11 protein-coding genes are annotated in these 25,342 nt (G+C 64.5%); all 11 read left to right on the top strand.

What is annotated here, in order from left to right:
• Nucleotides 1-31 precede the first annotated feature (31 nt).
• The 11 genes from EJB06_RS04605 to EJB06_RS04655 all read left to right on the top strand — a co-directional run bounded on the left by EJB06_RS04605 (nucleotide 32) and on the right by EJB06_RS04655 (nucleotide 25,333).
• Nucleotides 32-1,678 (top strand): cyclic peptide export ABC transporter, encoded by a 1,647-nt coding sequence (locus EJB06_RS04605; protein WP_307720436.1) that lies wholly within the window; start codon nucleotides 32-34, stop codon nucleotides 1,676-1,678.
• Between the two features lie 104 nt (nucleotides 1,679-1,782).
• Nucleotides 1,783-2,088, top strand: coding sequence for an iron transporter (locus tag EJB06_RS04610; protein ID WP_126072811.1), 306 nt, complete (start codon nucleotides 1,783-1,785; stop codon nucleotides 2,086-2,088).
• Entirely contained in the window at nucleotides 2,085-3,671 is a 1,587-nt protein-coding gene (locus tag EJB06_RS04615) for a PepSY-associated TM helix domain-containing protein (protein ID WP_126072812.1), read from the top strand. The genes EJB06_RS04610 and EJB06_RS04615 overlap by 4 nt, the downstream gene beginning before the upstream one ends.
• A complete protein-coding gene (locus EJB06_RS04620; RefSeq protein ID WP_126072813.1) occupies nucleotides 3,668-4,018 on the top strand; it encodes a DUF3325 family protein in 351 nt (116 codons plus the stop codon). The genes EJB06_RS04615 and EJB06_RS04620 overlap by 4 nt, the downstream gene beginning before the upstream one ends.
• Before the next feature lie 23 nt (nucleotides 4,019-4,041).
• A complete protein-coding gene (locus tag EJB06_RS04625) occupies nucleotides 4,042-4,770 on the top strand; it encodes an alpha/beta fold hydrolase (protein ID WP_126072814.1) in 729 nt (242 codons plus the stop codon).
• Between the two features lie 498 nt (nucleotides 4,771-5,268).
• Nucleotides 5,269-5,772: a UpxY family transcription antiterminator gene (locus EJB06_RS04630; RefSeq protein ID WP_126072815.1), complete on the top strand. Its 504-nt coding sequence runs from the start codon at nucleotides 5,269-5,271 to the stop codon at nucleotides 5,770-5,772.
• 465 nt (nucleotides 5,773-6,237) lie between these two features.
• Nucleotides 6,238-16,992 carry an SDR family NAD(P)-dependent oxidoreductase gene (locus EJB06_RS04635; RefSeq protein ID WP_126072816.1) on the top strand — a complete coding sequence of 3,585 codons (10,755 nt, stop codon included), beginning with the start codon at nucleotides 6,238-6,240 and terminating at the stop codon, nucleotides 16,990-16,992.
• A 4-nt stretch (nucleotides 16,993-16,996) separates the two neighbouring features.
• On the top strand, nucleotides 16,997-20,431 hold the full coding sequence (locus tag EJB06_RS04640) for a beta-ketoacyl synthase N-terminal-like domain-containing protein (protein WP_441295156.1): 3,435 nt from the start codon (nucleotides 16,997-16,999) through the stop codon (nucleotides 20,429-20,431).
• Between the two features lie 36 nt (nucleotides 20,432-20,467).
• Complete coding sequence (locus EJB06_RS04645; RefSeq protein ID WP_126072818.1) at nucleotides 20,468-23,044, top strand: efflux RND transporter permease subunit; 2,577 nt, start codon at nucleotides 20,468-20,470, stop codon at nucleotides 23,042-23,044.
• A gap of 55 nt (nucleotides 23,045-23,099) precedes the next feature.
• On the top strand, nucleotides 23,100-23,996 hold the full coding sequence (locus tag EJB06_RS04650) for an outer membrane lipoprotein-sorting protein (RefSeq protein WP_126072819.1): 897 nt from the start codon (nucleotides 23,100-23,102) through the stop codon (nucleotides 23,994-23,996).
• A gap of 11 nt (nucleotides 23,997-24,007) precedes the next feature.
• The gene (locus tag EJB06_RS04655) at nucleotides 24,008-25,333 is read left to right on the top strand and encodes a DUF1302 family protein (protein ID WP_126072820.1); all 1,326 of its coding nucleotides are present in this window, start codon (nucleotides 24,008-24,010) and stop codon (nucleotides 25,331-25,333) included.
• Nucleotides 25,334-25,342 lie beyond the last annotated feature (9 nt).

The raw sequence follows: 25,342 nt of genomic DNA on the forward strand, positions 1-25,342 counted from the left end.
ACCGCCCGGAGAATCGCCCTTGCTTGCCCATTTGATCCGACAGTCCCGCCATTTGCTGATGGGAGCCGCGCTGGCCAGCATCGCCAGCGGCGTCTGCAGCGTGCTGCTGCTCACCCAGATCAATGCCGTCCTGAGCGCTCCCGGCGGCACCGACACCAGCGCGCTGGCCTGGCGCTTCGGCGCCTTCGCCGTGGCGGCGATGCTGGCCCGGATGGCGTCCTCGGTCCTGTTCGAACGCCTGAGCCAGGGCGCCCACGCCGAGCTGCGGCGCTTTATCTCGGCGCGCGTGATGGCGGCCGAGTTCCGCAAGCTGGAAGAAATCGGCGGGCCCAAGGTGCATGCGGCCCTGTCCGAGCACAGCGCGCGGGTGGCCGACTTTTTCGTCAGTTTTCCGGCGATCCTGGTCAATGCGGTGATCGTGCTCGGCTGCCTGGTGTACATGGCCTGGCTGTCGTGGCAAGTGTTCCTGGCGGCGGTGCTGGTGATCGGCCTCGGTTCGCTCGGCTACCATCTGGCGCATCTGAAGGCGATCGGGCACCTGGGCGCGGCGTCGAAGGAGCAGGACCGGCTGTACGACCATTTCCGCTCGCTGGTCGATGGCGCCAAGGAATTGCGGCTGCATTCCGCCAAGCGCGGCCGTTTCGCGCGCGACGTGCTGGGCGATTCGATCGAGAAAGTGCGCCAGGCGCGCACCTTCGGCATGTCGCTGTTCTCGATCTCTGTGGCGTGGGGCAATTTTCTGATCTATGCCTTCATCGGCCTGGTGTTGTTCATGCTGGTGGGCGAGGTGCCCGACCGGGCCCGCATCATGACCGGCTTTGCGCTGGTGTTCGTGTACATGGTGGTGCCGCTGGAGGGCCTGCTGCTGGCCTTGCCGCGCGCGAACCTGGCCAAGGTGTCGGGCGCGCGCATCGACGAGATCACGCGCCAGCTCGGCCAGCAGGGGGGCGAGGCGGAGGAGGATGCCGCCCCCGCACTGGCCAGCCTGGCCTTGCAGGGGATCGCGCATCGTTATTATCATGAAGGGACCGACGACCTGTTTACCCTCGGCCCGGTCGAGCTGAGTTTCGCTCCCGGCCAGATCACCTACCTGGTGGGCGGCAATGGCAGCGGCAAGACCTCGCTGGCCAAGCTGCTGGTCGGCCTGTACCGGCCGGAGCAGGGCGCCATCGTGCTCAACGGCGTAGCGGTGGACGACGCCAGCCGCGACGGCTACCGCCAGCTGTTTTCGGCCATCTTCTCGGATTTTCACCTGTTCGATCAACTGCTCGACGGCACTTCGCCCGAACTGGACGCGCAGGGCAATGCCTTGATCGCCAAATTGAACCTGCAGCACAAGGTGCAGCTGCGCAACGGCGCCTTTACCACGCGGGCCTTGTCGCAGGGCCAGCGCAAGCGCCTGGCGCTGGTGGTGGTCTACCTGGAGGACCGGCCGTTCCTGGTGTTCGACGAGTGGGCGGCCGACCAGGATCCCTTGTTCAAGGATGTGTTCTACCGCGAACTGTTGCCGGAACTGAAGGCCAGGGGCAAGACGGTGCTCGTCATTTCCCACGACGACCGCTACTTCCATCTGGCCGACCGCCTGATCCGCATGGTCGACGGACAGATCGTGGCAATCGACACGCCGGCAGCGGCCGCCCCGGTCGTGCAGGAGTCGAGCCTGGAAACGGTTGCGTGAAGGGGGCCGCCAGCCACAATGAGAATGATAGTGATTTTCATTCCATTTTCGGCTAGTATGGCAGACCAGCGATGTCAGGCTGGGATCCTCTATCCACGATTGTCATGTCCAAATTCGGCTTTAGCGGGCGGGCGGCCCTGGCGCGCGCACTGATCGGCACGCTGGGCGGCTATGTCCTGGCGATCTCCTTCATGGCTGCCGGCTCCGGCGTCCTGCTTGCCAGCGGCCTGATGCGGCGGGCCGATGCGGTCGTCGGCACCGGCATGCTGGCCTTTGTCGTCTGGACCGTCGCGCTGCTGGTGGCCTTCGGCGCCGCCACGACCGGGCGCGCCGCGGCCTGGGTGCTGGGCGCCGCGCTCGGCTTTGCCTTGCTCGGCTGGGCCAGCCTGTCGCTGGCGGGCGTGGCATGACGGCGCCGGCCGCAACGTCCATGCCGCCGCGCCTGCGCCATGCCATGGATTACCTGCATACCTGGGCCGGGGTACTGTGCTCGACGCTGCTGTTCCTCGTGTTCTTCATGGGCACGCTCTCGGTGTTCGACCAGGAGCTCGACCGCTGGATGATGCCGGCGACCCGGGTGGCGCAGCCGGCGGCGGTATCGTTCGACAAGCTGGCTTTGCCCCATCTGGCGCGGCTGGCGCCTGGTGCGAAGCAATGGACCGTGCAGTATCCGACCAGCCGCGCACCCACGATGCGCCTGAGCTGGTTCGAGAACGGCGCGCTCCAGAGCCGCGAACTCGACGCCAATACCGGCCAACTGCTGCCGCCATCGGGCAGCAAGGGCGGCACCGGCTTCTTTTTCCCGTTTCATTACACCTTCCATATCAAGTGGATGGACCTCGGCTACTGGCTGCTGGCGCTGGTATCGATTGCGATGCTGGCGCTGCTGGTGTCGGGCGTGATCATCCACAAGAAAATCTTCACCGACTTTTTCGCTTTTCGCCCGGCCAAGTCGCGCCAGCGCGCCACGCTCGACCTGCACCACGTGTCGGCCGTGCTGCTGCTGCCTTTTCATTTCACCATCACGCTGACCGGCCTGATCATCATGGTGTTCGTCTATGCCAAACCGGGCATCGCGCTGGTGTACGGCAAGCAGGCCGACCAGGCGAGCCGGGAGGCGTTCGCCCTGGTGCAGCGCGCCCCCGCCGGGCAGCCCGGCGAACTGGCCTCGGTCGACGCGATGGCGGCGCAGGCGCGCCTGCTCTGGGGCGGCGGCCAGATCCGCCGGGTCAGCGTGCGCAATCCGCACGACGCCCATGCCAGCGTCGACTTCCAGCGCCGCCCCCACGACCGGATCAGTTACGACACCCAGATGCTGACCTTTGACGGCACGAGCGGCGCGCTGCTGGGCCGCTCGGAGCTGTCGTCGACGCTGGCGTTGCAGCGCTTTTTTACCGGCTTGCACATGCTTCCTTTCGACCATTGGTGGCTGCGCTGGATGTATTTTGCGATGGGGCTGGTGAGCTGCGCGATGATCGGCACCGGCATGCTGCTGTGGGTGGAAAAGCGCCGGCTGCGGCAGGCGAAGGAAGGCCGCAGCAGCTATCTGGTGGTCAACGCGGTGGCGGCGGCGGGCAGCGTGGGCGTGCTGGTGGCAACCCTGGCCATGCTGGTGTCCAACAAGCTTTTGCCAGAGGGAATCGTCGGCCGGGCAGTGCTGGAGCAGTGCATCTTCTTCCTGGCCTGGATCGGCACCCTGGCCCATGCGTTGGGGCGGGCGTGGCAGGCGCGCTCCACCGGCCAGCTCGCCACGGCGTGGCGCGAGCAGGCCTGGGCCAGCGCAGTGCTTGCGGTGCTGGCTGTGGTGCTCAATGGCGTGATGACGGGCGACCATCTGCTGCGCACCGTCAGCCAGGGGAATATGGCCGTGGCAGGAACCGACCTGGTCCTGCTGGCCAGCGCGGCGCTGGCGGTACTGACCGCGCGGCGTTTGCGTACGCGCGCCATGGCGGCGGCGCGCGCGCGGCCATTATTGAAGGAAGCGTCGGCATGAACGCGGCCCTGATGGCCGCAGGGTCGGCCTTTGCCGCCTGGGCCGGCATGGCCGTGCTGTGTTTTCAATCCTCGAGCCAACGCCAGCGCATGGGCCTGCGCGAGCAGAGCGGGCGCCAGCAGTGGGGTTTCATCCTCGCCGGAGCGGCCTTGCTCGCCGTCTCGCTGGCGGCCGCCGTCGTCGCGGACGGGAGCCAGTTCGGCCTGCTGCTCTGGCTGTGCCAGGCAGGGATGCTGGGCGTGGCGCTGATCTGCTGCCTGCCGTTTGCGCGCAGCGCGGTGAGCGCCAGCGCGCGCCTTGCAGCGCTGCTTGCGCCGCTGTCGCTCGGCGCCGCAAGCTGGGTCTGAGCCACCTGCAAAGAAAGGACAATATGCGCCGTCTGTTCGCCCTGATGCCCTTGCTGTTTGGCATGCCTCTGGCAATGGCCGCCATCCCTGTGGACATTCACCGGCCCGCCAGTGTTCACGCCTGTACGGCGGCGAAACCATGTCCGGTAGCAATCTTAAGCCCGGGGTATGGATTCTCGGGTTCGGACTATTCCTTCGTCACCAGCTATCTGAACGGCATGGCTTACCTGGTTGTCGCCCTGCAAGACAGTGCCGGCGGCGTGACACTGGACAGGGATGCGCCCGTGGCGGAGCAGGTGCAGGCAATAGCCAGGGTAACTTCGCAGTCCATCTCCACCATGATCGACGAAACCGCAGAACGGTATCCGCAGTTCGATTGGCGACAGCTGCTGCTGGTCGGGCACTCGCTAGGCGGGGATAGTTCGGCGCAGTTTGCCGCTGACAGGCCGAACCGCGTTTTCGCCCTGATCAGCCTGGACAGCCGGCGGGTTGCGTTGCCGCGCTCGGCCGAGATCCGCGTCCTGACCATTCGTGCCAGCGACACCGCTGCGGACCCCGGCGTCCTGCCGGACGAGGACGAGCGGAGTCGCTACCGTAGCTGCGTGGTTCGCATCGACGGCGCCCGTCACAACGATATGCGGGATGCTGGCAGTGAACAACTCAAGGCCAGAATTACCTCCGCTATCGATACCTTCCTCAGGCCAGGGCGCCATCCCGGTTTCGTTTGCGACCGCGACTCCAGGCTCGAATAAGAACCCGCATCGATCTCCCTATGCCGGCATGCCCGACGCCGGGATCCGGCGCGTCGCGGCCCACCCACTGGCGGGTAAACGCCACATAAAAATCTGCTCGGGATAAATTTTTTGTGGCCGCACCATCGCGAAATTGACGCAGTGCAATTAACGCCGTTTTATGCAATGTGGGTATGCAAATCGCATCGATCCGCTGATATCAAAGTGAAAACGATTGTCAAATTCGTTCCGGTCTTTTCTTTTGTTTTCGCCCGGATATTAGAAATGCTGGCGGTTATTAAACAGGCGAAAGTGGATATTCACAATGTCCGGATTTGAACAGATATTGACCTTACGCCGGCCTTACAGCGCGCGAAATGACCGCGAGTTTAGCGGTTTTGACTGTGTTTGGTGACTTTTGGGGAGATTATGCACGGAGGATAATGCAATATTTATAATTGACAAAAATCTTCCAACCGTGATCTGATGAGTTTTCGCATAGCCTTATGAGAAAACCGAATGAACGATGACCGAGTCGATCCATGGTTGGTGCTGCGTACAAAAAGCCGTCACGAAAGCGTTGTCGAAAGCTTTTTGCAGCAGAAACGCATCACCTCCTATCTGCCGAAATGCAAGGTGGTACGGTCCGCTAAAGGCCGCAGCAAGGTGGTCGAGTTGCCGCTGTTTCCAGGCTATGTGTTTGTGCGGCCGACCGAGGCGCAATACGACAGCATGCGCTATATCCGCGGTTCGTGCGGACTGGTACTGGCCGATAACAGGCCGGCCCGCATGCCGGAGAAGGACCTGGAATCGGTCAAGATCCTGGTCGACAGCGGCGTTTCGCTGATGGTCGACCCGGAATTGACCGCGGGCAAACGCGTGAGGATCGTCGCCGGCCCCCTGGCAGGCATGGAAGGCGAGCTGGTGTCGGTCAAATCGCAGGACCTGCTGGTCGTGAATATCGACATGCTCAATAGCAGCGTGCGTGTCGATATCGACCGCGATGCCATCGACGTGCTGTAAACGTCAGCGTATTACCCAGCCGCAGCGCAGTTCACCTCAGTCGCAGGTGAGGGGATCGAAAAATCCCAGGTAAGGAAGTTGTCACGATGTTTAATCAAGCTTGTTCCGCGCACAGTGCAACCTTGCACTCGACAGGGCGGAGCATGCCCGGATATACCCGCAGTCCCCGGTTCCCCCGCACAGGTCCTCGATGGCCTCGACAGGGCGGAGCCTGCCTGTATGGAAAACAGCCGCCCCCGTTGTAGCGGTTTCTTCCACAGACGTATGACCTCGACGAGGACAATACCAAGGCGTGGATGAACCGTTCCGGCGATCGATTCATGAAGTCGCGCAACCGCAGTAGATCGTCAGGTCCGAATGCTTCACCGTTGGAGTTCAGTGGGAACGTGATTTCCCGGCGCCAGGTCGCAGCTCCAACGATCTTCTTTCGAGTTTTCGTGTGTCCGCCTTTCCGCCGGAGATGAAATGCTTAGCCAAGAAATGCTGCTCGAATACACCGAGTCCTACCTTAAATCCCTGGTCGCCGAGACGTCGGTGTCGCTGGGCACCAATTTCGATAGCGCCGCGCCGTTCGGCGAGCTCGGGATCGATTCCTTCCGCGTACTGAAGATCATCAAGGCGCTCGAAGCGGATTTCGGCACGCTGCCGAAAACGCTGCTGTTCGAAAATTTCAACGTCGATGCGCTGGCGAACTACTTTGTCGACGAGCACACCGATACGCTGCGCGACAAGTTCTCCAAAGGCCAGGCCAAACGTGCGGCATCGCCTGCAAAGGCCGCCGGCATGCCTGAAAAAGCGCGCAGTGGAAGCGCTCCCGGTTTCCCTTCGGCAACGCCAAATCCAAAGCCCAAGAAGTTCCTGCAGGCGCCGGTTCCGGTCCAGGCGTGGGCCCGTCCGGCAGCGCAGGCAAGCGCACCCGCGCCGGCGGCGCTGCCGGTGCGCGTCCTCGAAACCGATCTGCCCGCCTATCCGGCCCTGGCGGCCGTGGTCGCGGACTTGTTCGAGCGTTACAAGAACGAAGGCTGCGTGTCGCGCGGCACCCGCAACATCGCTCCGAACCTGTTTATCGGCAGCGCGCGCAAGGGTTACTTCAATTACAGCCGCAGCAATCGCATCATCCTCGTGTACGCCTTTACCGGCCCGGAAGACTACTTTGCCGAGCTCGCGGCCGAGATGCAGCGCTACTGCGTCGAGAAAAAATTCCAGCTCAATATCTTCGGCGACGCACCCATTCCCGCGATCGACGGCGTGGCATTTTCGTCGACGCCGTTCGGCGCCCTGCAGCGCGTGCTCGACATCGGCAGTTTCAGCCTGGAAGGCGGGGCCATGCGGCGCCTGCGCTACCAGGTCGCCAAGTTCGACAAAGCCGGCGCCTGCCGCACCACGGAATACGCCTGCGGCACCGATCACGCGGTCGACCGCGAGATCGCCGCCGTCATCGACCGCTGGTGCGCCGCCAAGACCATGGTCAACCCGCTGATCCACATCGTGCGCGAAGAAATCCTGGCCGGCACCTTGCATGCGCAACACCGCATCTTCCTGACCTACCTGGATGACAAGCTGCAAAACGTGATCCTGATTTCGGCCATGTGCGCCTCGCTCAACGGCTACCTGATGGACCTCGAATTCTATGGCGACGACATGCCGCTCGGCGGCCTGGAATATGCCATCGCGCACATCATCGGCACGCTCAAGGCCGAGGGCTGCGCCATGTTCAGCCTGGGCGGCACCTACGGCTGCCGGCTGGAGACCTCGCCGCACGCCGACCCGGCGGTGGACGCCATCCTCGACGACCTGCACAGGCAGGGCATTTTCAGCGACGACGGCAACCTGCAGTTCAAGAACAAATTCCGCCCGGAGAACCGCACCATCTATCTGTGCCGGCCGGTCGGCAGCGGCAGCGGCGACAACGTCATCGACCTGATCATGATGATCGCCGACCCGGCCAAGGCCCAGACCCCGGAAACCGACAACCGGAATGCCGACGCCGCCCAGGCGGGCAATGTCGCTGACGTCGTCCCCGCCGCTCCCACGGCCGCACCGGCTGCCGCGACCGTCAATCCAGCGCCTGTACCAAGGCCCGCGACACCGGTCGAGTCGACCGACTTCGCCGCCTGCGGCTACAACCCGCTCAATATGCCAGCCGGGCAGGTCGACTACGACCTCAAGACCGACTCCTGGGCGCAACTCGACCACGCCGGCTTCATCGGCAAACAGATGGCGCACCTGCACACGCAGTTGCAGCAGCCGGCCAATATCGACGACAGCCTGCGTGCGGTCTTCCCCTTCAAGTACTTCGTGCTGACCGATTCGGGCCGCAGCGCGGACCACCTGTTCTGTAAAGCCTGGCCGAAGAAGGGCATCGTCGTCCAGAACCTGTTGTTTCCAACCTGCATCTATCACCAGATCGACAAAGGCTACACGCCGCACGAGTTGCCGCACCCATCGGTGTTCGTCACCGATTCCGGCGACCCGCGCCAGTCCGAACTGGACTTGGACGCGCTGCACGCCTACGTCGCCGCCCACGCCGGCCGGATCGCCTACGTCTGCATCGAAGTGAGCGACAACGCGGCCGGCGGCCACCCGGTATCGCTCGCGCACCTGCGGCAGCTCAAGGACCTGCTCGCGCCGCATGCGATCGCCCTCGTGATCGACGGCACGCGCGTGCTCGAAAACGCCCAGTTCCTGATCGAACGCGACCCATCCTGCAAGGGCAGGGCGCTGTTCGACGTGGCCGCCGAGATCCTGGCGTATGCCGATGCCGTCATCGGCAGCCTGGCCAAGGACTTCAGCGTGAACAAGGGCGGCCTGATCGCCACCAACGATGAAACCCTGCTGCGCACGCTCCAGGACCTGATGCGGCGCGAAGGCGGCGGCCTCAACGTCATCGAGAAGAAGCTGGTCGCCTTGTCCCTGCAAAACCGCAGGCAGATCGAAGCGTCGGTGGTGCGCCGCATGCGCGCCGTCGAAACGATCTGGCAAGCGTTGGACAGCGCGCAGCTTCCCTTGGTTCGGCCGGCAGGCGCCCATTGCATATTGATCGATGTCAAACGGCTGCCGCAATTCGCCGGCTTCGCCCATCCGGTGCCATCCTTCCTGGCCTGGCTGTTCGCCAACACCGGCATCCGCGGTGGGGCGCACAGCACGGGCATGCAAACCCATGGCCCGCTCAGCGGACAGGTAAGGCTGGCGATTCCGGTCGGCCTGAAGAAAGAGCAGGCCGAGGACATCGCCGCCCGCCTGGTGCAACTGTTCCGCGACAACAGGAATATCCCCGAGCTCGCGCTGCCGGCCTCCAGCGCAAGCGCGTTCGGCGATGTGCACGAGCGCTACGAGCTGGTGCGCTATCACGGCGCCGTGGACGATGCGCAGGAACAAGTTGCCGACTCCGGCCCGGTGTTGCCGGCGCTGTCACTGCTGTCGAGGCCGGTGCAATCGGGCGCGCCCAAGGCGGCGCCGGCGGAAAGCCGGGTCGGCGATATCGCCATCGTCGGCATGGCCGGGCGCTACCCCAAGGCGGCCAGCCTGGCCCAGTTCTGGGACAACCTCAAGGAGGGCGTCGACTGCGTCGGCGAACTGCCGCCCGAACGGCGCGCGCGGCGCCTGCAAAATCCCTTCTCCACGGACTACCGGGGCGGCTTTGTCGACGATGTCGACAAATTCGATTCCCTGTTCTTTCATATTTCGCCGCGCGAAGCCGAGTTTCTCGACCCACAGGAACGCCTGTTCCTCGAAGTGGCATGGGAAACCCTGGAAGACGCCGGTTACTACCCGGAAATCATGTCCAGCGAGGAAGGCGCGCGCCAGGTCGGCGTATTCGTCGGCGCCGTCTGGGCCATGTACCAGATGGCCGGGGTCGAGGAAAAAATTTGCGGCAACAACCTGAATCCGAATTCCTTCCTCTGGAGTATCGCCAACCGCGTGTCGTACTGGATGAACCTGACCGGCCCGAGCCTGACGGTCGACACCGCCTGTTCGTCGAGCATGAGCGCGATCTACCTGGCGTGCGAGGCGATCCGCAATGGCGATTGCAGCAGCGCGATTGTCGGCGGCGTCAACCTGGACCTGCATCAGCACAAGTTCGACATCAACAACGCCGGCGGCGCGCTCTCGCCCGACGGCGTCTGCCGCAGCTTCGGCGCCGGCGCCAACGGCTATGTGGCGGGCGAGGGCGTCGGCGCCATCCTCATCAAGCCGCTGGCCCAGGCCATTGCCGACCGTGACAATATTTACGGGGTAATCAAGAGCGCCGTCGTCAATCACGGCGGACGGACCAGCGGCTACACCGTGCCCAATCCCAAGGCCCAGGGCGAGCTGATCGCGGCAGCGCTGGCCAAGGCCAATGTCGATCCGCGCAGCATTGCCTACATCGAGGCGCACGGCACCGGGACGGAGCTGGGCGACCCGATCGAAATCGCCGGGCTGACGCGCGCCTTCGCCGGGCATGATGTAGGCCGGCAGAGTTGTCCGATCGGCTCGGTCAAGACCAATATCGGCCATCTGGAAGCGGCCGCCGGCGTCGTCAGCGTGAGCAAGGTGTTGCTGCAGATGAAACACCGCCTGCTGGTGCCGTCCCTGCATTCCGCCGAATTGAACGAACTGATCGACTTCAAGAATTCGCCGTTCTACGTCCAGCGCCGCCTGGAAGCGTGGAAGGAAAAGGACGTCGACGGCGTCAAGCAGGCGTTGCGCGCCGGACTGAGTTCCTTCGGCGCGGGCGGCGCCAACGCCCACATCGTGCTGGAAGCCTACACCGCGCCCGAGCGGGAAACCGCCGCCGTCGACGGCAGCCTGATCTTTCCTTTGTCGGCGCGCAACGACGCCCAGTTGCGCGAGATGGCGGCGCGCCTGCGCACCCATCTGCGGCGCGGGGACCGGCAGGCCAGCCTGGCCGATGTCGCCTTCACCCTGCAGAACGGGCGCAAGTCGTTCGAACATCGGGTGGCCGTGGTGGCCGCCAGCATGGACGAACTGATCGACAAGCTCGGCTTGTTCGTGGATGGGACCAAAGATGGCGACATCCTGTCCGGCCATGCAAAAAATGCGGATGGGGTCACCAAGCTGCTCAGCCGCGCCGAAAAAGAGCTGTTCGTCGCCTTGCTGTCGCAAGGCCGCGATCCGCACAAGCTGGCGCAGCTGTGGATCGATGGCTTGCTGGCCGATTGCAGCGGCTTGCCCGAGTCGGGCGGCAAGCGCACCTCCCTGCCGACCTACCCGTTCGCCGACAAGCGTCACTGGATCGGCACCGGCAAGGCGGCGTCCGCCGCACCGGCAGCGCAGGTGCTGCCGAGCTTGCACCCGATGATCGACAGCAACGAATCGACCTTCCAGCGCCAGTTGTTCAAAAAGACCTTCCATGCGCGCGAATTCTTCATCCGCGATCACGTCGTCTCGGGCGTGCCGACCTTGCCGGGCACCGCTTATCTGGACCTGGCGCGCATGGCCGGCGAGATCGCGGCGGGGCGCAAGGTGCGCAAGATCCGCAATGTCACCTGGGTCAGCCCGCTCGCGGTCGAGGGAGCGCTGCCGACCGAAGCCTTTGTCGAACTGAAACCGGGCGCCGATGCGGTGCAGTTCGAGGTCTTCGGCGAAGCGGCGGGCAAGAAGCGCCTGTATGCGCAAGGCAAGCTGGTGTACGCGAGCGACGATCACGGCACGTCCTTGCCGGAGCGTATTGACATCGATGCCATTCGCGCCCGCTGCGGCCGGCCGATTATGGCAAAAGAGGCTTATCCCCTGTTCGACGCCATGGGCATGCACTACGGGCCCAGTTTCCAGGTGCTGCAGGAAGTGGTGAAAAACGACGATGAAGTGCTGGGCCTGCTGACGATTCCCGAGGCGCGCAGCGGCGACTTCGACGATTTCGTGCTGCATCCCTGCGTGCTCGATGCGGCGATGCAAGCCGGGGTCATGGCCCAGTTCGGCGCGGCGGCGGGCGAGATGAAGGTGCCGTACTCGATCGGCGAGGTCGAGCTGCTGTTTCCGCTCACGCGCACCTGCTACAGCTACCTGACGAAGGTAAAGAGCGAGCGCGGCGCGGGAGCGAACGTCGCGCGCGAAAACGTCACCATCGTCGACGAGACCGGCAAGGTGCTGGCGCGCATCCGCGACTCGGTCGGCGTGTCCCTGAGCAGCGTGCACGACAAGCCGGCACCGCTTGCCCAGGGGTACGAGCAGCTGTACTACGCGCACCGCTGGCAGGCGGCGCCGCTGGCGCCTGTCGCCACCGACGTGCAGTCGCTGCTGCTGTTCGACACCGACGATTGCCTGCGCAATGCCTGCCTCGCCCGCAACATCGAGACCGTGCTGGTCTTGCCGCGCGAACGCTTCGAGGACCTGGGCAATGGCAGCTACGGCGTCAATCCGCGCGAGCGCAACGATGTCGCACGCTTGTTCGAGGCGCTGGAGCGCGCCAGCTTCTCCGCCGACAAGATCTGCTACGCCTGGCCGGAATCGGCCGAGCCGGACGCGGCGCAAGCGCTCGGTGCGGCGCTCGATCGCGGGGTCTACGGTTTCCTGGCGGCCTGCCAGGGCGTGATCGAACAGAAACCCAAGGGCAGGGTGCAGCTGCTGTACCTGCACGCCGGCGCCAGCGCCCACAACGAGGCAGTCAACGGTTTCGCCCGCAGCCTGCGTCTCGAAAATCCCAAGATCGATTGCAAGGTGCTGGACATCGGCGCCCAGGGCGCGGACGCGGAGCAAACGCTGCCGGTCATCCTTGCCGAGCTGCACGCGGGCGCCCAGGACGACATGACCGTGCGCTACGACGGCGGCCTGAGGTCGATCCGCGTTCTCGGCAAACTCGACGTGGCGGCGCCGTCCGGCGCGTCCGCCATCGCCCTCAAGCAGAACGGGGTGTACCTGATTACCGGCGGCGTGGGGGGGCTGGGCCTGATCTTCGCGCAGTTCCTGGCCGCCGAATGCAAGGCGAGGCTGGTGCTGACCGGCCGCTCGACCCTGTCCGACGAGCAGGAAGCGCGGCTCGACACCTTGCGCAGCCTCGGCGCGCAGGTCATGTACGTGGCGGCCGACGTGTCCGACGCCGCCCAGGCCGAGCATCTCATTGCCGACACCAGGGCCCGTTTCGGCGCGCTGAACGGCATCATCCACGGCGCCGGCGTGCTGCGCGACTCCTTGCTGCGCAAAAAGACCCGGGACGAGATGGCAGCCGTGTTCGCGCCGAAGGTGTTCGGCACCTTCCATCTGGACAACGCGACCCGCAACGACGATCTCGACTTTGTTGTGCTGTTTTCCTCGCTGGCGGCGGTGGGCGGCAACGCCGGCCAATGCGATTACGCCTTCGCCAACCACTATATGGACAGTGTCGCGGCCCGCCGCGAGCAACTGCGCGCCAGCGGCGAGCGGCGCGGCCGCACGGTCAGCATCAACTGGTCGCTGTGGGCCGACGGCGGCATGAAACTCGATGCCCAGACCGAAGAATTCTTCAAGAAAAACCTCGGCATCGTGCCGCTGAGGACGCAACTCGGCCTGGACGCCTTCATGAACGCGCTGTCCATGGCCCAGCCGCAACTTGCGGTGCTGGAAGGGGTGCGCGACAAGATCGAACTGGCATGGGGCATCACCAAGAAAGCCGCCCCTGCGCCGGTGGCGGCGAGCGTGCAGCCTGTGCAGGGCGACCTGGCCGCGCTGGTTACGGGCGAGCTGTCCGCCACGGTCATGGATTTGCTCAAGATCAGTGCCGACGACCTGTCGCTGGACGCCATCCTGCTCGACCTGGGTTTCGACTCGATCGGCCTGGCAAGCTTTGCCAATGCGATCAACGAGCGTTACCTGCTCGATATCAATCCGGTCATGTTCTTCGAATATCCGTCAATTCGCGCGATCGCCGAGGTACTTGCAGGCGATTACAAGGATGCGGTCGCCAAAGCGCATGGCAAGGCGACGCTCGCCAGCGTTGCCGCAGCGGCGCCGGCCGCAGCGGTGCCCCTCGGCGCCATCAACAAGGGCTGGGAAGCGCCGGCCGCGCCGCCGGCGGCGCCGGCTGGGCTGTCGCGCGCGCGCCGCTTTGCCGAGCAGCCGATTGCCATCGTCGGCATCGGCGGCGTGATGCCGCAGTCGGCCAACATGGAAGCGTTCTGGGACAACTTGAAGAACGGCCGCAACATGGTCACCGATATCCCGCGCGACCGCTGGATCTGGGAAGACGTCGACGGCAATCCCTTCAAGGAAACGAACAAATCGAACTCCAAATGGGGCGGCTTCATGAAGGAGGTCGATAAGTTCGACCCGCTGTTCTTCGGCATCACCCCGCGCGAGGCGGAGATGATGGACCCGCAGCAACGTATCTTCATCGAAACCGTGTGGAGCGCCATCGAGGATGCCGGGCACAAGGTGTCGGACCTGTCCGGTACCCGGACCGGGCTGTTCGTGGGCGCCTCGGCCAAGGACTATATCGACGTATTGGCCGAGAACAAGTCGCCGCTGGACGGCTACTCTGCTTCCGGCAATTCGCACTCGATCCTGGCCAACCGCGTGTCTTTCCTGTTCAACCTGCGCGGGCCGAGCGCGCCGCTCGATACCGCGTGCTCCAGCTCGCTGATTGCCTTGCACCGCGCCATCGAATCGATCCACACGGGCAGCAGCGACATGGCCATCGTGGGCGGCGTGCAAGTGATGCTGACCCCGATCGGGCATATTTCGCTCAGCTCGGCCGGCATGCTGAGCGTGGACGGCAAATGCAAGACCTTCAGCAAGGATGCCAACGGGTACGTGCGCGGCGAAGGGTCGGGCGCGATTTTCATCAAGCCGCTGGCGCAGGCCGAGCTGGACGGCAACCCGATCTACGCCGTCATCAAGTCCACTGCCGAGAACCACGGCGGCCGCGTCACCATGCTGACCGCCCCCAATCCGAAGGCGCAGGCGGAATTGCTGGTGGAAGCGTACGAGAAGGCGCAGATCGATCCGTCCACGGTCGGCTACATCGAGTGTCACGGCACCGGCACCAGCCTGGGCGATCCGATCGAGATCCAGGCCCTGAAAAAAGCCTTTGCGGACCTGTACAAGAAGCACGGCAAGGAGGCCCCGCGCGCGCCATCGTGCGGGCTCAGTTCGGTCAAGACCAACATCGGCCACCTCGAGCCTGCGGCCGGCATCGCCAGCCTGCTCAAAGTGCTGCTGTCGATCAGGCACCGCCAGATTCCGGCCTTGCTGCACTTCGAGCAGCTCAATCCCTACATCGACCTGTCCGGCAGCCCTTTCTATATCGTCGACAAGACGACCGCGTGGGAAGCGCCCGTCGGGCCGGACGGTGCGCCGCTGCCGCGCCGGGCGGGCGTGAGCTCGTTCGGCTGGGGCGGCGCCAATGCCCACGTCGTGCTGGAAGAATACATTGCGCCATCGCGCGCGCCGGGGCAGGCAGGCGCGCAACTGGTGCTGCTGTCGGCCAAGAGCGAAGAACGCCTGAAGGCCAGCGCCGCCTCCTTGCTGGCGCATATCGGCAAGCACGAGGCCGACCTGGGCGACCTGGCGTACACCCTGCAAGTCGGGCGCGACGCGATGGATCACCGGCTGGGCATGGTGGTCAATTCGCTGGCGGAACTGGTACAGCGGCTGCGCGCCTTCGGCGCCGGCGCAACTGCCGGCCTGCATCGCGGCCGCGTGCAGCGCAGCAAGCCGGAAGCGGCGCGCGGCGATCTCGACAGCGTGGCCGACGCGTGGGTGAGGGGCGCCGACGTGGACTGGCACGCACTCCACCCGCAAGGCCAGCGCCGCCGCATCAGCTTGCCGTCGTATCCCTTCGCCCGCGAGCGCTACTGGATTGCCGCCGCCGGCAAAACGGCGCCGAAACCGGCGCCGACCGTGTCCGTGCTGCATTCGCCGGACGTGGGCAGCCTGCTGGCGCGTCCGGTGTGGACCAGCACGGCCGGCGCGGTGGTCGGCAAGCAGGTCGGCGTGCAGCTGCACCGGGTGCTGGTGTGCGGCCTGCCGCAGCTCGATATCGGCCAGCTCGGCGCCGATGCGCGGCGCCTGCCGGCGCAGGAGGCTGGCGGCATCGCCGGGCACTTCGGCGCGACGGCCTCGGCCTGCTTCGAGCAACTGCAAGCGATCCTCAAGACCAAGCCCAAAGGCAAGGTGCTGTTCCAGGTTCTGGTCGGCAATCAGGGCCAGGACGCGCTGCTGGCGGGCCTGGCCGGCATGATGAAGAGCGCGCGCATGGAAAGCCCGAGCCTGGTCGGCCAGGTCATCCTGACCGACGCGGCGGACCCGCGCACCGCCGCCGGCCAGCTGCTGGTGTGCCGCGCGCAGCCGGACGAATCGCTGTTCAGGTTCGAAGGCAGCACCCAGAGCGTGTTGCGCTGGCAGGCGCAGGTCAACCGGGGCCTTGCACCGCAGGCGTTCCGCGAAGGCGGCGTGTACCTGATCGCGGGCGGTCTGGGCGGCCTGGGACTGCTGTTCGCCAGGGACATCCTGGCCCATGCCCCGAGCGCGACTGTCGTGCTGACCGGGCGCGCGGCGCTCACCGCCGAGCAGCGCGCCATGCTGGCCGACCTGCCCGGCGCGGTGGCGTACCGCCAGCTGGACCTCGATCGCCAGGAGAGCGTGACGGCGCTTGTCGCCGAGGTGGTGGCCACGTACGGCGCCCTGAATGGCGTCATCCACAGCGCGGGGACGACGCGCGACAGCCTGATCGTCAACAAGACGCCGGCGCAGTTCGCGCAGGTGCTGGCGCCCAAGGTCGGCGGCACCGTGCATCTGGACCAGGCAAGCGCCGCCATCGCGCTCGACTTCATGGTGCTGTTCTCGTCGGTCACGGCGGTGATGGGCAACGTCGGGCAGGCCGATTACGCGGCCGCGAACGGCTTCATGGACCAATTCGCCGCTTACCGCAACACCTTGGTCGATCAGCAACAGCGGCACGGCCGCACCCTGTCGATCAACTGGCCGCTGTGGGAGGAGGGCGGCATGCAGGTCGACGCGCGCAGCCGCGCCATGCTGCTCAAGATGTCGGGCATGCTCCCGATGCGCACCGATACCGGCATGCAAGCCTTCCAGCGCAGCCTGGCGCTGCCGGTCGGGCAAACGCTGGTCATGGAAGGCCATGTCGAGCGCCTGACAACGCTGCTGTTCCCGGATCAGGCGCTCGAGCCCGCAGCCAGGCGCCTGCCTGCGGGCGGCAGCGTGACCACAATCGAGACCGACAGGCTGCGCGAACTGGTCCTGGCCGATCTGCGCCGCTTTCAAACTTCAAACAAGGGGTAATCACGTGTCCAACGCTAATGTCTTGAATCGTTTGATCAGCATCATCGAGGCGACGTTGAAGTTGCCAGCGGAGAAGATCGATATCGATGTGCATCTGGAAACGATGGGCATCAATTCCCTGATCATGATGGAGTTGATCGAGAACATCGACGCCGAATTCGGCATCGCGCTCACGCCCGCCCTGTTCGTGGACGTGGAAACGCTGTCGGACCTGGCGGGCCTGGTGGACCGGCAGCTGCCGCGCGCCGATGCGGCGCCGGACATGCTCGGCTTCATCAACCAGACCTACGCGGTCGACCTGTCGCACATGGGGCTGGCCTCGGTCGACGCCATGGCCGACGCGCTGCTGGCCGATCACACCAGCGACCTGCTGCGCCACTACGGCATCGGCCTGGCGGACGCGCCCGCCGCGCCGGCCCGCTCGCAGGATGTGGCGATCGTCGGCATCAGTTGCCGCCTGCCGGACGCGCCCGACGCGCGCGCCTTCTGGGACAACCTGCTGGGCGAAAAGAACAGCGCCCGGGAAATTCCCGCGTCGCGCTGGAAGTGGGAGCAGCATCATTCGGACACCCCACAGCCCGGCAAGACGGTGTCGAAATGGGGTGCACTGGTCGACGACGTCGATTGCTTCGATCCGGCGTTTTTCAATATCCCCGTGCAGGAAGCGGCCATGATGGACCCGCAGCAGCGCCTGTTGTTGCAGGAAAGCTACCGCGCCGTGGAAGATGCGGGGATCGACATGGGCGCCCTGGCCGGATCGAAGACCGGCGTCTTCGTCGGCTATCAATACTCGGAATACGAGCAGCTGCTGCGCAACAGCGGCAATCGGGAGGCGCAAGCAGGCCCGCTGTTCAGCTCGTCCAGTCCCTCGTACTACCTGTCCAACCGTGTCTCGTTCGCCTTCGACCTGCGCGGGCCGAGCGAGTCGTTCAATGTCAACTGCGCCTCGTCGGCGGTGGCGATCAACCGCGCCTACTTTTCGCTGGTCAACGGCGAGTCGGACGCGGCGCTCGCCGGCGGCGTGTCGCTGAACCTGTTCGAGGGCGACTACATCGCATCGTCGCAGTACGGCCTGCTGTCGCCGGACGGCAGCAGCGGCGTGTTCGATAACGAGGCCAAGGGATTTACGCGCGGCGAAGGCGTGGCGGCGATCGTGCTCAAGCGCCTGGACGACGCCGAGCGCGACGGCAACCGCATCTACGCCGTCATCAAGGCCTGCCACCAGAATTTCCGGGGCGCGGCGCGCAGCCAGTCGGAGATGAAGCACGAATCGATCACCGACGTGCTCGGCGCCTGCTACCGGCAGGCCGCGATCGATCCCGCCACCGTGCGCTACGTCGAGGTCGACGGCTACGCCACCAGATGGGCCGATTCCTTCGAGTACGAAGGGGTGAAGAATGCCTTCAAAGGCGGCCGCCCCGGCGAAAAACGCTGCGCCCTCGGCAGCGTGAAAGGCAACATCGGCAATGTGGAGGCCGCCAGCGGGGTGAGCAATGTGATCAAGCTGGCGCTGTCGCTGCATCACAAGGTGTTCCCGGCCACGATTTCCTGCAAGACTGTCAGCAGCTTCATCGATATCGACAACCCCGCGCATCCTCTGTATATCGCCAGCAAAGCCATCCCATTTGCCGACATCCGCGAAGCTGGCGTACCGCTGCGGGCGGGTGTCAATTCCTTCGCCGACAGCGGCAGCAATGTGCATATTTTGCTGGAAGAATACGTTCCCGCCGCTGCGCCCGCGCTCTCGCATGCCGACGGTAAACAGCTGTTCGTGCTGTCCGCAAAGACACCCGGCCGTCTTGCCGCCTATGTGGACGAGCTCATCGCCTGCCTGACGCGTGCCCGGGACGTCGACTTCGGCAACATCGTCTATACCGCGCAGAGGGGGCGCGCGGCCATGGACGAGCGCCTGGCCATCGTCGCCGCCAACCGCGCCGAACTGCTGGAAAAGCTGGCCCTGGTGCGCCAGGCCGGCCAGCGCGCGCCGCTGGGACTGGACGCGAAGGAGATCTTCCGGGGCAGCGCCGCCCAGGGCGACAAGCAGCCGGTCGCCGCCCTGATCACGGCCGAGATGGCCCTGGCGCCCCTGACGCAAGGCATCCGGACCCGCCAATGGAAACCGGTCGCGCAGCTGTGGGTGAACGGCGTGACGATGCCGTGGGAGGCGGTGTGGCAGGGTGCATCCATGCGCCCGGTGTCCCTGCCCGGCTATCCCTTTGCCCGCGAGCGCTACTGGATCGACAGCGTGGCCGCCCCCGTGGTCGATCTGCCTGTGCCCGCCGCCGTGGCGCATCGCGACCATGCGGCCGACGCCGCTCCGATGGACCGCAGCCAGAAGATTGCGCTGTTCCTCAGGCAGGAAGTGGCGCGCCAGCTCGGCCAACGGGTCGAGCAGATCGCGACCGGCAAGCCGCTGGTCGAGCTGGGCATGAGTTCGGTCGGCATCGCCGAGCTGATTACCCGCACCGATGCCTTGCTGGCCTGCCACCTGTCGCCTGGCGAGGTGTTGCGGCACCCCGACATCGCGCAATTGTCGGCCTACCTGGCGCACAGCTACCCGGAGACCGCGCGCCCGACGCCCGCGCGCGCAGCGGCCGAGATCCTGGTTGCGGTCCAGGCCAAGGGCGAGCGCGAGCCGATCTTCGCCATGCCAGGCGCTGGCGGGAATGCGCTGTCCTTGCAGCAACTGAGCCACGCGCTGGGCAAGGAGCAACCGTTCTACTGCCTGGAACCGGTCGGCCTGGACGGGCGCCTGGCGCCCATGACCAGCGTGCAAGAGATTGCCGAACTCAATATCGAGCGCCTCAAGACGGTGCAGGCGCGCGGTCCCTACCGCCTGCTGGGTTACTCGAACGGCGGCGTGGTCGCTTTCGAGATGGCGCGGCAACTGCTGGCGCGCAAGGACAAGGTGGCTTCCCTGATCCTGCTCGACAGCCTGTGCCCGACCGCGCGCGGCGGGCAAGCCATCGACGACATGGTGGTGGCGGTGTTCAAGAACTTCGCCAGCTCGCTCGGCGGCCATGTCGAGCTCGACGTCCAGACCCTGAAACGCATCCCCGAAGGCGAGCGCAGCGACTACCTGTACGACAGCCTGGTCATGCTCGGCCACGCCTTGCCGCGCGAGCAATTCGTTGCCACGTTCAACGTCGCCACGGCGAGCGAGCACGCCTGCCGCGCCTACCAGCCGCTGCCGCTCACGCAAAAGGTGGATGTGGTGCTGCTCAAGGCCATGGACGGCTTCAAGGGCGTGCCGAACGACTACGGCTGGGGCGAATTCGCCTCGGTGCCGGTGCGCATCTTTCCCTTGAAGGGCGATCACTTCTCGCTGATCGAGAAAGCGTCCGTGCAGGAGCTCGCACGAAAAATCCATGCCCTCGGCGGCAAGCCGGGCAAGGCGGGCAAGTCCGCAGCCGTGGACGAGCTGGTCGTCAGCATCTGACTGTAAGCGCCTGATTCAACCCTTTTGGAGAAATCGATGAAGCGTTTGATGAACACCCTGATCGCTTACTTCGGGAACGTTCCCGACCAGCTCAGGAAGCGTAAATACCTCGCCTGGCTGTTTTTCGTGCTGGCGACGGCCTTCATGTTCGCCGGCCTGGGCCGGGCCAAGTTCGATGCCTCGATCGAGGGCTGGTTCGAAGCGGACGACCCGACCATCGTTGCCTTCGACTGGTTCCACCATGAGTTCGGCAGCGACGACCATCTGTACATCGTCTACAAGCCGAAAGACGGCAATGTGTTTTCCGAAGCCTCGCTCAAGACCCTGAAAGCGATGCAGGACGAGCTCGCCGCGAAGGTGGCGGCGGTGAAGGAGGGCGACAGTTCGCCGCTGAACCATGTGGTCAAGGTCACCTCGCTGATCAATGCCCCGGTGTTGCGGGCGGAACAGGACGCGCTGATCTCCAAAAAGCTGGTCGGCAACACCGTTCCTGGCACCCAGGCCGAACTCGACGAGATCCGCAGGGTGGCCCTGTCGCAGAAGAGCTTCCCGCTGCTGTACTTCTCGAAAGACAACAAGTACGGCGGCATCATGGTCGAGACCAACTTCGGCGCGATTCCGGTCGAGTCCGCAGTCGCCACGGCCGACCTGGCCTTCTCGGACCTGACCTTCGACGACCCGGGCGCGGCGGCAAAGGAGCGCCGCCCCAAGTTCAAGCCGACCGACATGCCCGACTACATCGCCCTGATGGACGCGGTCAAAAGCGTGCTCAACAAGCCGGCCTACGCCCGCCATTTCGAGTATTTCCCGGTGGGCAGCACCGCCATGGCCGAGTTCAACTGGGCGATGGTCACGGAAATGGGCATGCTCAACGTGGCGGCGCTGTGCATCATCACCTTGCTGCTGTGGTTCCTGTTCCGTTCGCTGAGCGCCGTCGTCTGGCCGGTCGTGATCGTTGTCCTCAGCGTGATCTGGATGACCGGCATCACCGCCTGGCTGGGCCTGCCGATCACCTCCTTCGTGATGATCGCCGTCATGCTGACCCTGGCGGTGGGGGTGGCCGACACCGTGCACGTGCTGGCAGGCTATCTGTCGGGACGCAGGGAGGGCCAGGACCACGCGGCAGCGCTGCGCACGGGCTTTCGCCACGTGGCGGTCGCCTGCCTGCTGACCAGCATCATCAACATCGTGGCGGTGCTGGCGCTGAGCATCACCCCGGTGGTGCCGATCAAGGTGTTCGCCCTGATGTGCGCACTGGGCGTGGCGCTGCCCTTCCTGTTCTCGGTGTACCTGCTGCCGCTGATGCTGGACATCTGGGCGCCGACACTTGCTGTGCAGGCGCCCAGGGCAGGGCTGGCCGCCGCCATCGGCCGCCTGGTCCCCGACCTTGCCAGCTTTGTCGCGCGCCAGCTCGACAAGGTGCTGCCGGCCGTCGAAAAGCGCCCGCTCAGCTTCATTGCCATGTTCGTGTCGCTGTTCGCGGTCTGCGTGTACGGCGCCATGCTGACCAAGGTAGACACCGATCCTGTCGGTTCCTTCCCGCTCGATTCGCCCATCCGCCGCAACGTGCAGGTGGTGGACCAGAACATGATGGGCGCGCAGAGCATGGAAATCTTCCTCGACCTGGGCAAGGACAACGCTTTCCACGATCCCTTTGTGCTGCGCACGGTGGAGCAGCTGCAGCGCACCATCGAGGGCAAGTACGGGCACCTGGTGGTCAAGACCACGTCCCTGGTCGATACGGTCAAGCACTCCTATAAAACCCTGAACGAGGGCCGGGAAGAGATGTACGTCATTCCGGAAAAGGAGGCGACGGTATCGCAGACGCTATTCCTGTTCAACCAGTCGAATCCGGACGACCGCCGCAAGCTGGTGTCGGATAACTTCGATAAATCGCATATCAGCGTGCGCCTGTATAACGCCGGTTCCTACGAGTACGCCAAGACCTGGGATGCGATGCGCAAGGATATCAACCAGTCGGTCGCGACCCTGCGCGGCAGCTATCCCGAGGCCGAGGTATCGATTACCGGCGTGCTGGCCTTGATGATGCAGGGCGCCGATTACCTGACCCGCTCCGAACTGCAAAGCTTCGGGCTGGCGCTGATTCTGATCAGCGTGATCCTGCTGATGCTGTTCGGCTCCGTCAAAGCCGGCGCGATCGCGCTCATTCCCAACCTGATTCCGGCCATCCTGGCGTATGGCGCCCTGGGCCTGCTCGGCAAACCGCTGGATATCACCACCATGATGATCGCACCGATCGTCATCGGCATCGCGGTGGACGACACGGTGCACTTCATCATGCGCTACCGCAACGAAGTGATTATCGACGGGAATATCCGGCGCGCGCTGCATACGACCATTACCGATACCGGGCAGTCGATTGTGTTCACCACCATGATTCTCGGCCTGGGATTCGGCGTGATGGCCTTCGCTTCCGGTACCGGCATGGCCAACCTGGGCCTGTTCGGGTCGATGGCGATCCTGATCGGCCTGTTGAACGACCTGTTTTTCCTGCCCGCGATGATCCTGGTGTTCAAGCTGAAATTCAATACCGTGGGCGCCGCTGCGCCGGCCGCCGTCGCCCCCGAACTGGCGCCCGCCAGTGCCGACTGACCCGGATCGACCGAACGACCAAGCGACTCAACGACCAACGAATCAAGAGGACTGTATGACATTCATCAAGACCAACCTGCCGATCATGTTGCTGGCCGCCATCGCTCCGCTGGCGCCCGTCATGGCGGCATCGACCGAATCGGCCGACGCCATCATGGCCAAGGTCGATCACGCGACCCGCACCGCCTATTCGACCCAGCTGGCCAGCGTGAAAATCACGACCTGCAAATACATGCTGGCCGGCGGCAATGTGAAGTGCTCGGAAAAGCCGCGCGTGGTGGTGGCGGAGAACATCAAGAAAGGCGCCGTCGTCGACGGCAAATACAACGATAAATCGCTGCTGATCGTGCGCGAGCCGGTCAGCGACAAAGGCACCAGCCTGCTGGTCTACGAATACGGCGAACGCAATCGCGACAACGACAACTGGCTGTATTTGCCGGCGCTGGGCAAGGTCAATCGCGTCATTGCCAGCGACGACGATGCCGGCAGCGTGTTCGGCTCCGAATTCTCGGTCGAAACCACCGAGAATCCCGAGGCCCGCAAGATCTACGAATACACCTACAGGATCCTGGAAGAGACCAGTTACCAGAACCGTCCGGCCTGGGTCATCGAAATGATGCCGACCGAGGAAAAGGGCCGCAAGACCAGCTACGGCAAGGTGATTTCGTGGATCGACAAGGAAACCCACCTGCCGCTGAAAGAAGACCTTTACCGCAACGGCAAGATCCACAAGCAGCGCACCCAGACCGACATCAAGAATATCGACGGCGTGAACGTGATGCTCAAGGTCGTGATCAACAACCGCTCCTCGTCGCGCGTGAGCCAGATGGATTACATGGCGATGCGCCACAACACCGAGGTGCCGGACGAGTTCCTGAGCCAGCGCGGCCTGACCGACTTCGCCTTCCGCGAGCGCAGCCTGGCCGAGTACCGCGCCCGCCTGGCTAAATAGGCTGTCACCGGATGAACGTTCATTGTCGAGCAGCATATCTTGCGTGCGGCCTTGCCTTCGGTTCCGTGGCGCTGGCGCAGGATGCAACGAGCGCCGCGCAGCTGGCGCCGTCCGAAAACATCGATCTGTCGGGAGACGACAAAGTCAATCCAGTCACCAGGGCCCTGCGCACCACCCTGGGCCACCAGGGCGCTTACCTGGTACGGGGCGACAAGGGCGTGGTGAATCAGCGCAGCTGGTTGCGCCTGGAGTACGCCAAGTTCTTCCTCGACAGTTTTTACGTGCAGCTCGATTCGAAACTGAACGGGTTCTGGAAAAAGGATCACCGCGCCCGTGCCGAGAACCGCAGCACCCTGTTCGACACCATGACGCCTGAAGCGTTTTTGCAGTACAGCGCGGCCGGCGGCCAGACCAGCGTCAAGGTGGGCATCCAGAAAATCATCTGGGGCGAATCGGAAGCGGGCGCGATCACCGATGAAGTCAGTCCGCGCAATTATTCGGAACTGTTCCTGGTGCCGCTGGAGGAATCGCGCCTCGGCCAGATGATGGTCAGCGTCGATCACTTCACCAGCTATGGGGACCTGAGCCTGTTTTATGTGCCCAAGCCGAAGTTCAATCGCTACGCGGCGCCGCGTTCCGCCTACGACACCTATCCGTTCAACGGCACGGTGTCGATCACCGAAGAGGAATCGGGCGCGAACGACCATGAATTCGGGATGCGCTGGAAAAAGACCTTCGGCAAGAGCGATATCAGCTTCATGGCCGCCAGCCTGATCGACAACAACTACGGCGTGCGCGTTTCCGGCGTCAACGCGGCGGGCGAGATGGAGCTGCTGCGTTCCCGGCAGCGCACGCGCCTGGCCGGAGTGACCTTCAATTACACGCGCGGGCATTTTCTGGTCAAGGGCGAGTCGGCCTACAAGACGCCCAAGGACTTTGCCGAATTGGGCGGCGGCCTGACCGACCGCGACGTGGTCGATTCCTCGCTCGGCGTGACGTACGCGCTGGGGCAGTCGAACACCATCGGCCTGGAAGCGGTGAACAGCCATGTGCGCGATTGGAGCGAGTCGATCATGGGGATTCCGAAAAACGCCAATTCGCTGGTCTTGAATGCGAATTTCCTGTTCATGAACGACAACCTGTCGGTGAACTGGCTGACGATCCGCTCAAGGCCGTATTCGAGCATCCAGTCGTCCCTGCGTACCTCGTACAAATGGAACGACAACACCACGTTCAGCATCGATGCCCACCTGATCGATGCGCAGCATCCGAAGAGCCAGCTGGTGACCTTCCGCCAGCGCGACCAGATCGTGTTCAGGGTCCAGTACCAATTTTAAACGGCGCCA

Origin of the sequence: Massilia atriviolacea (assembly GCF_003953935.1) — a bacterium.
Taxonomy (GTDB): Bacteria; Pseudomonadota; Gammaproteobacteria; order Burkholderiales; family Burkholderiaceae_D; genus Telluria_A; species Telluria_A atriviolacea.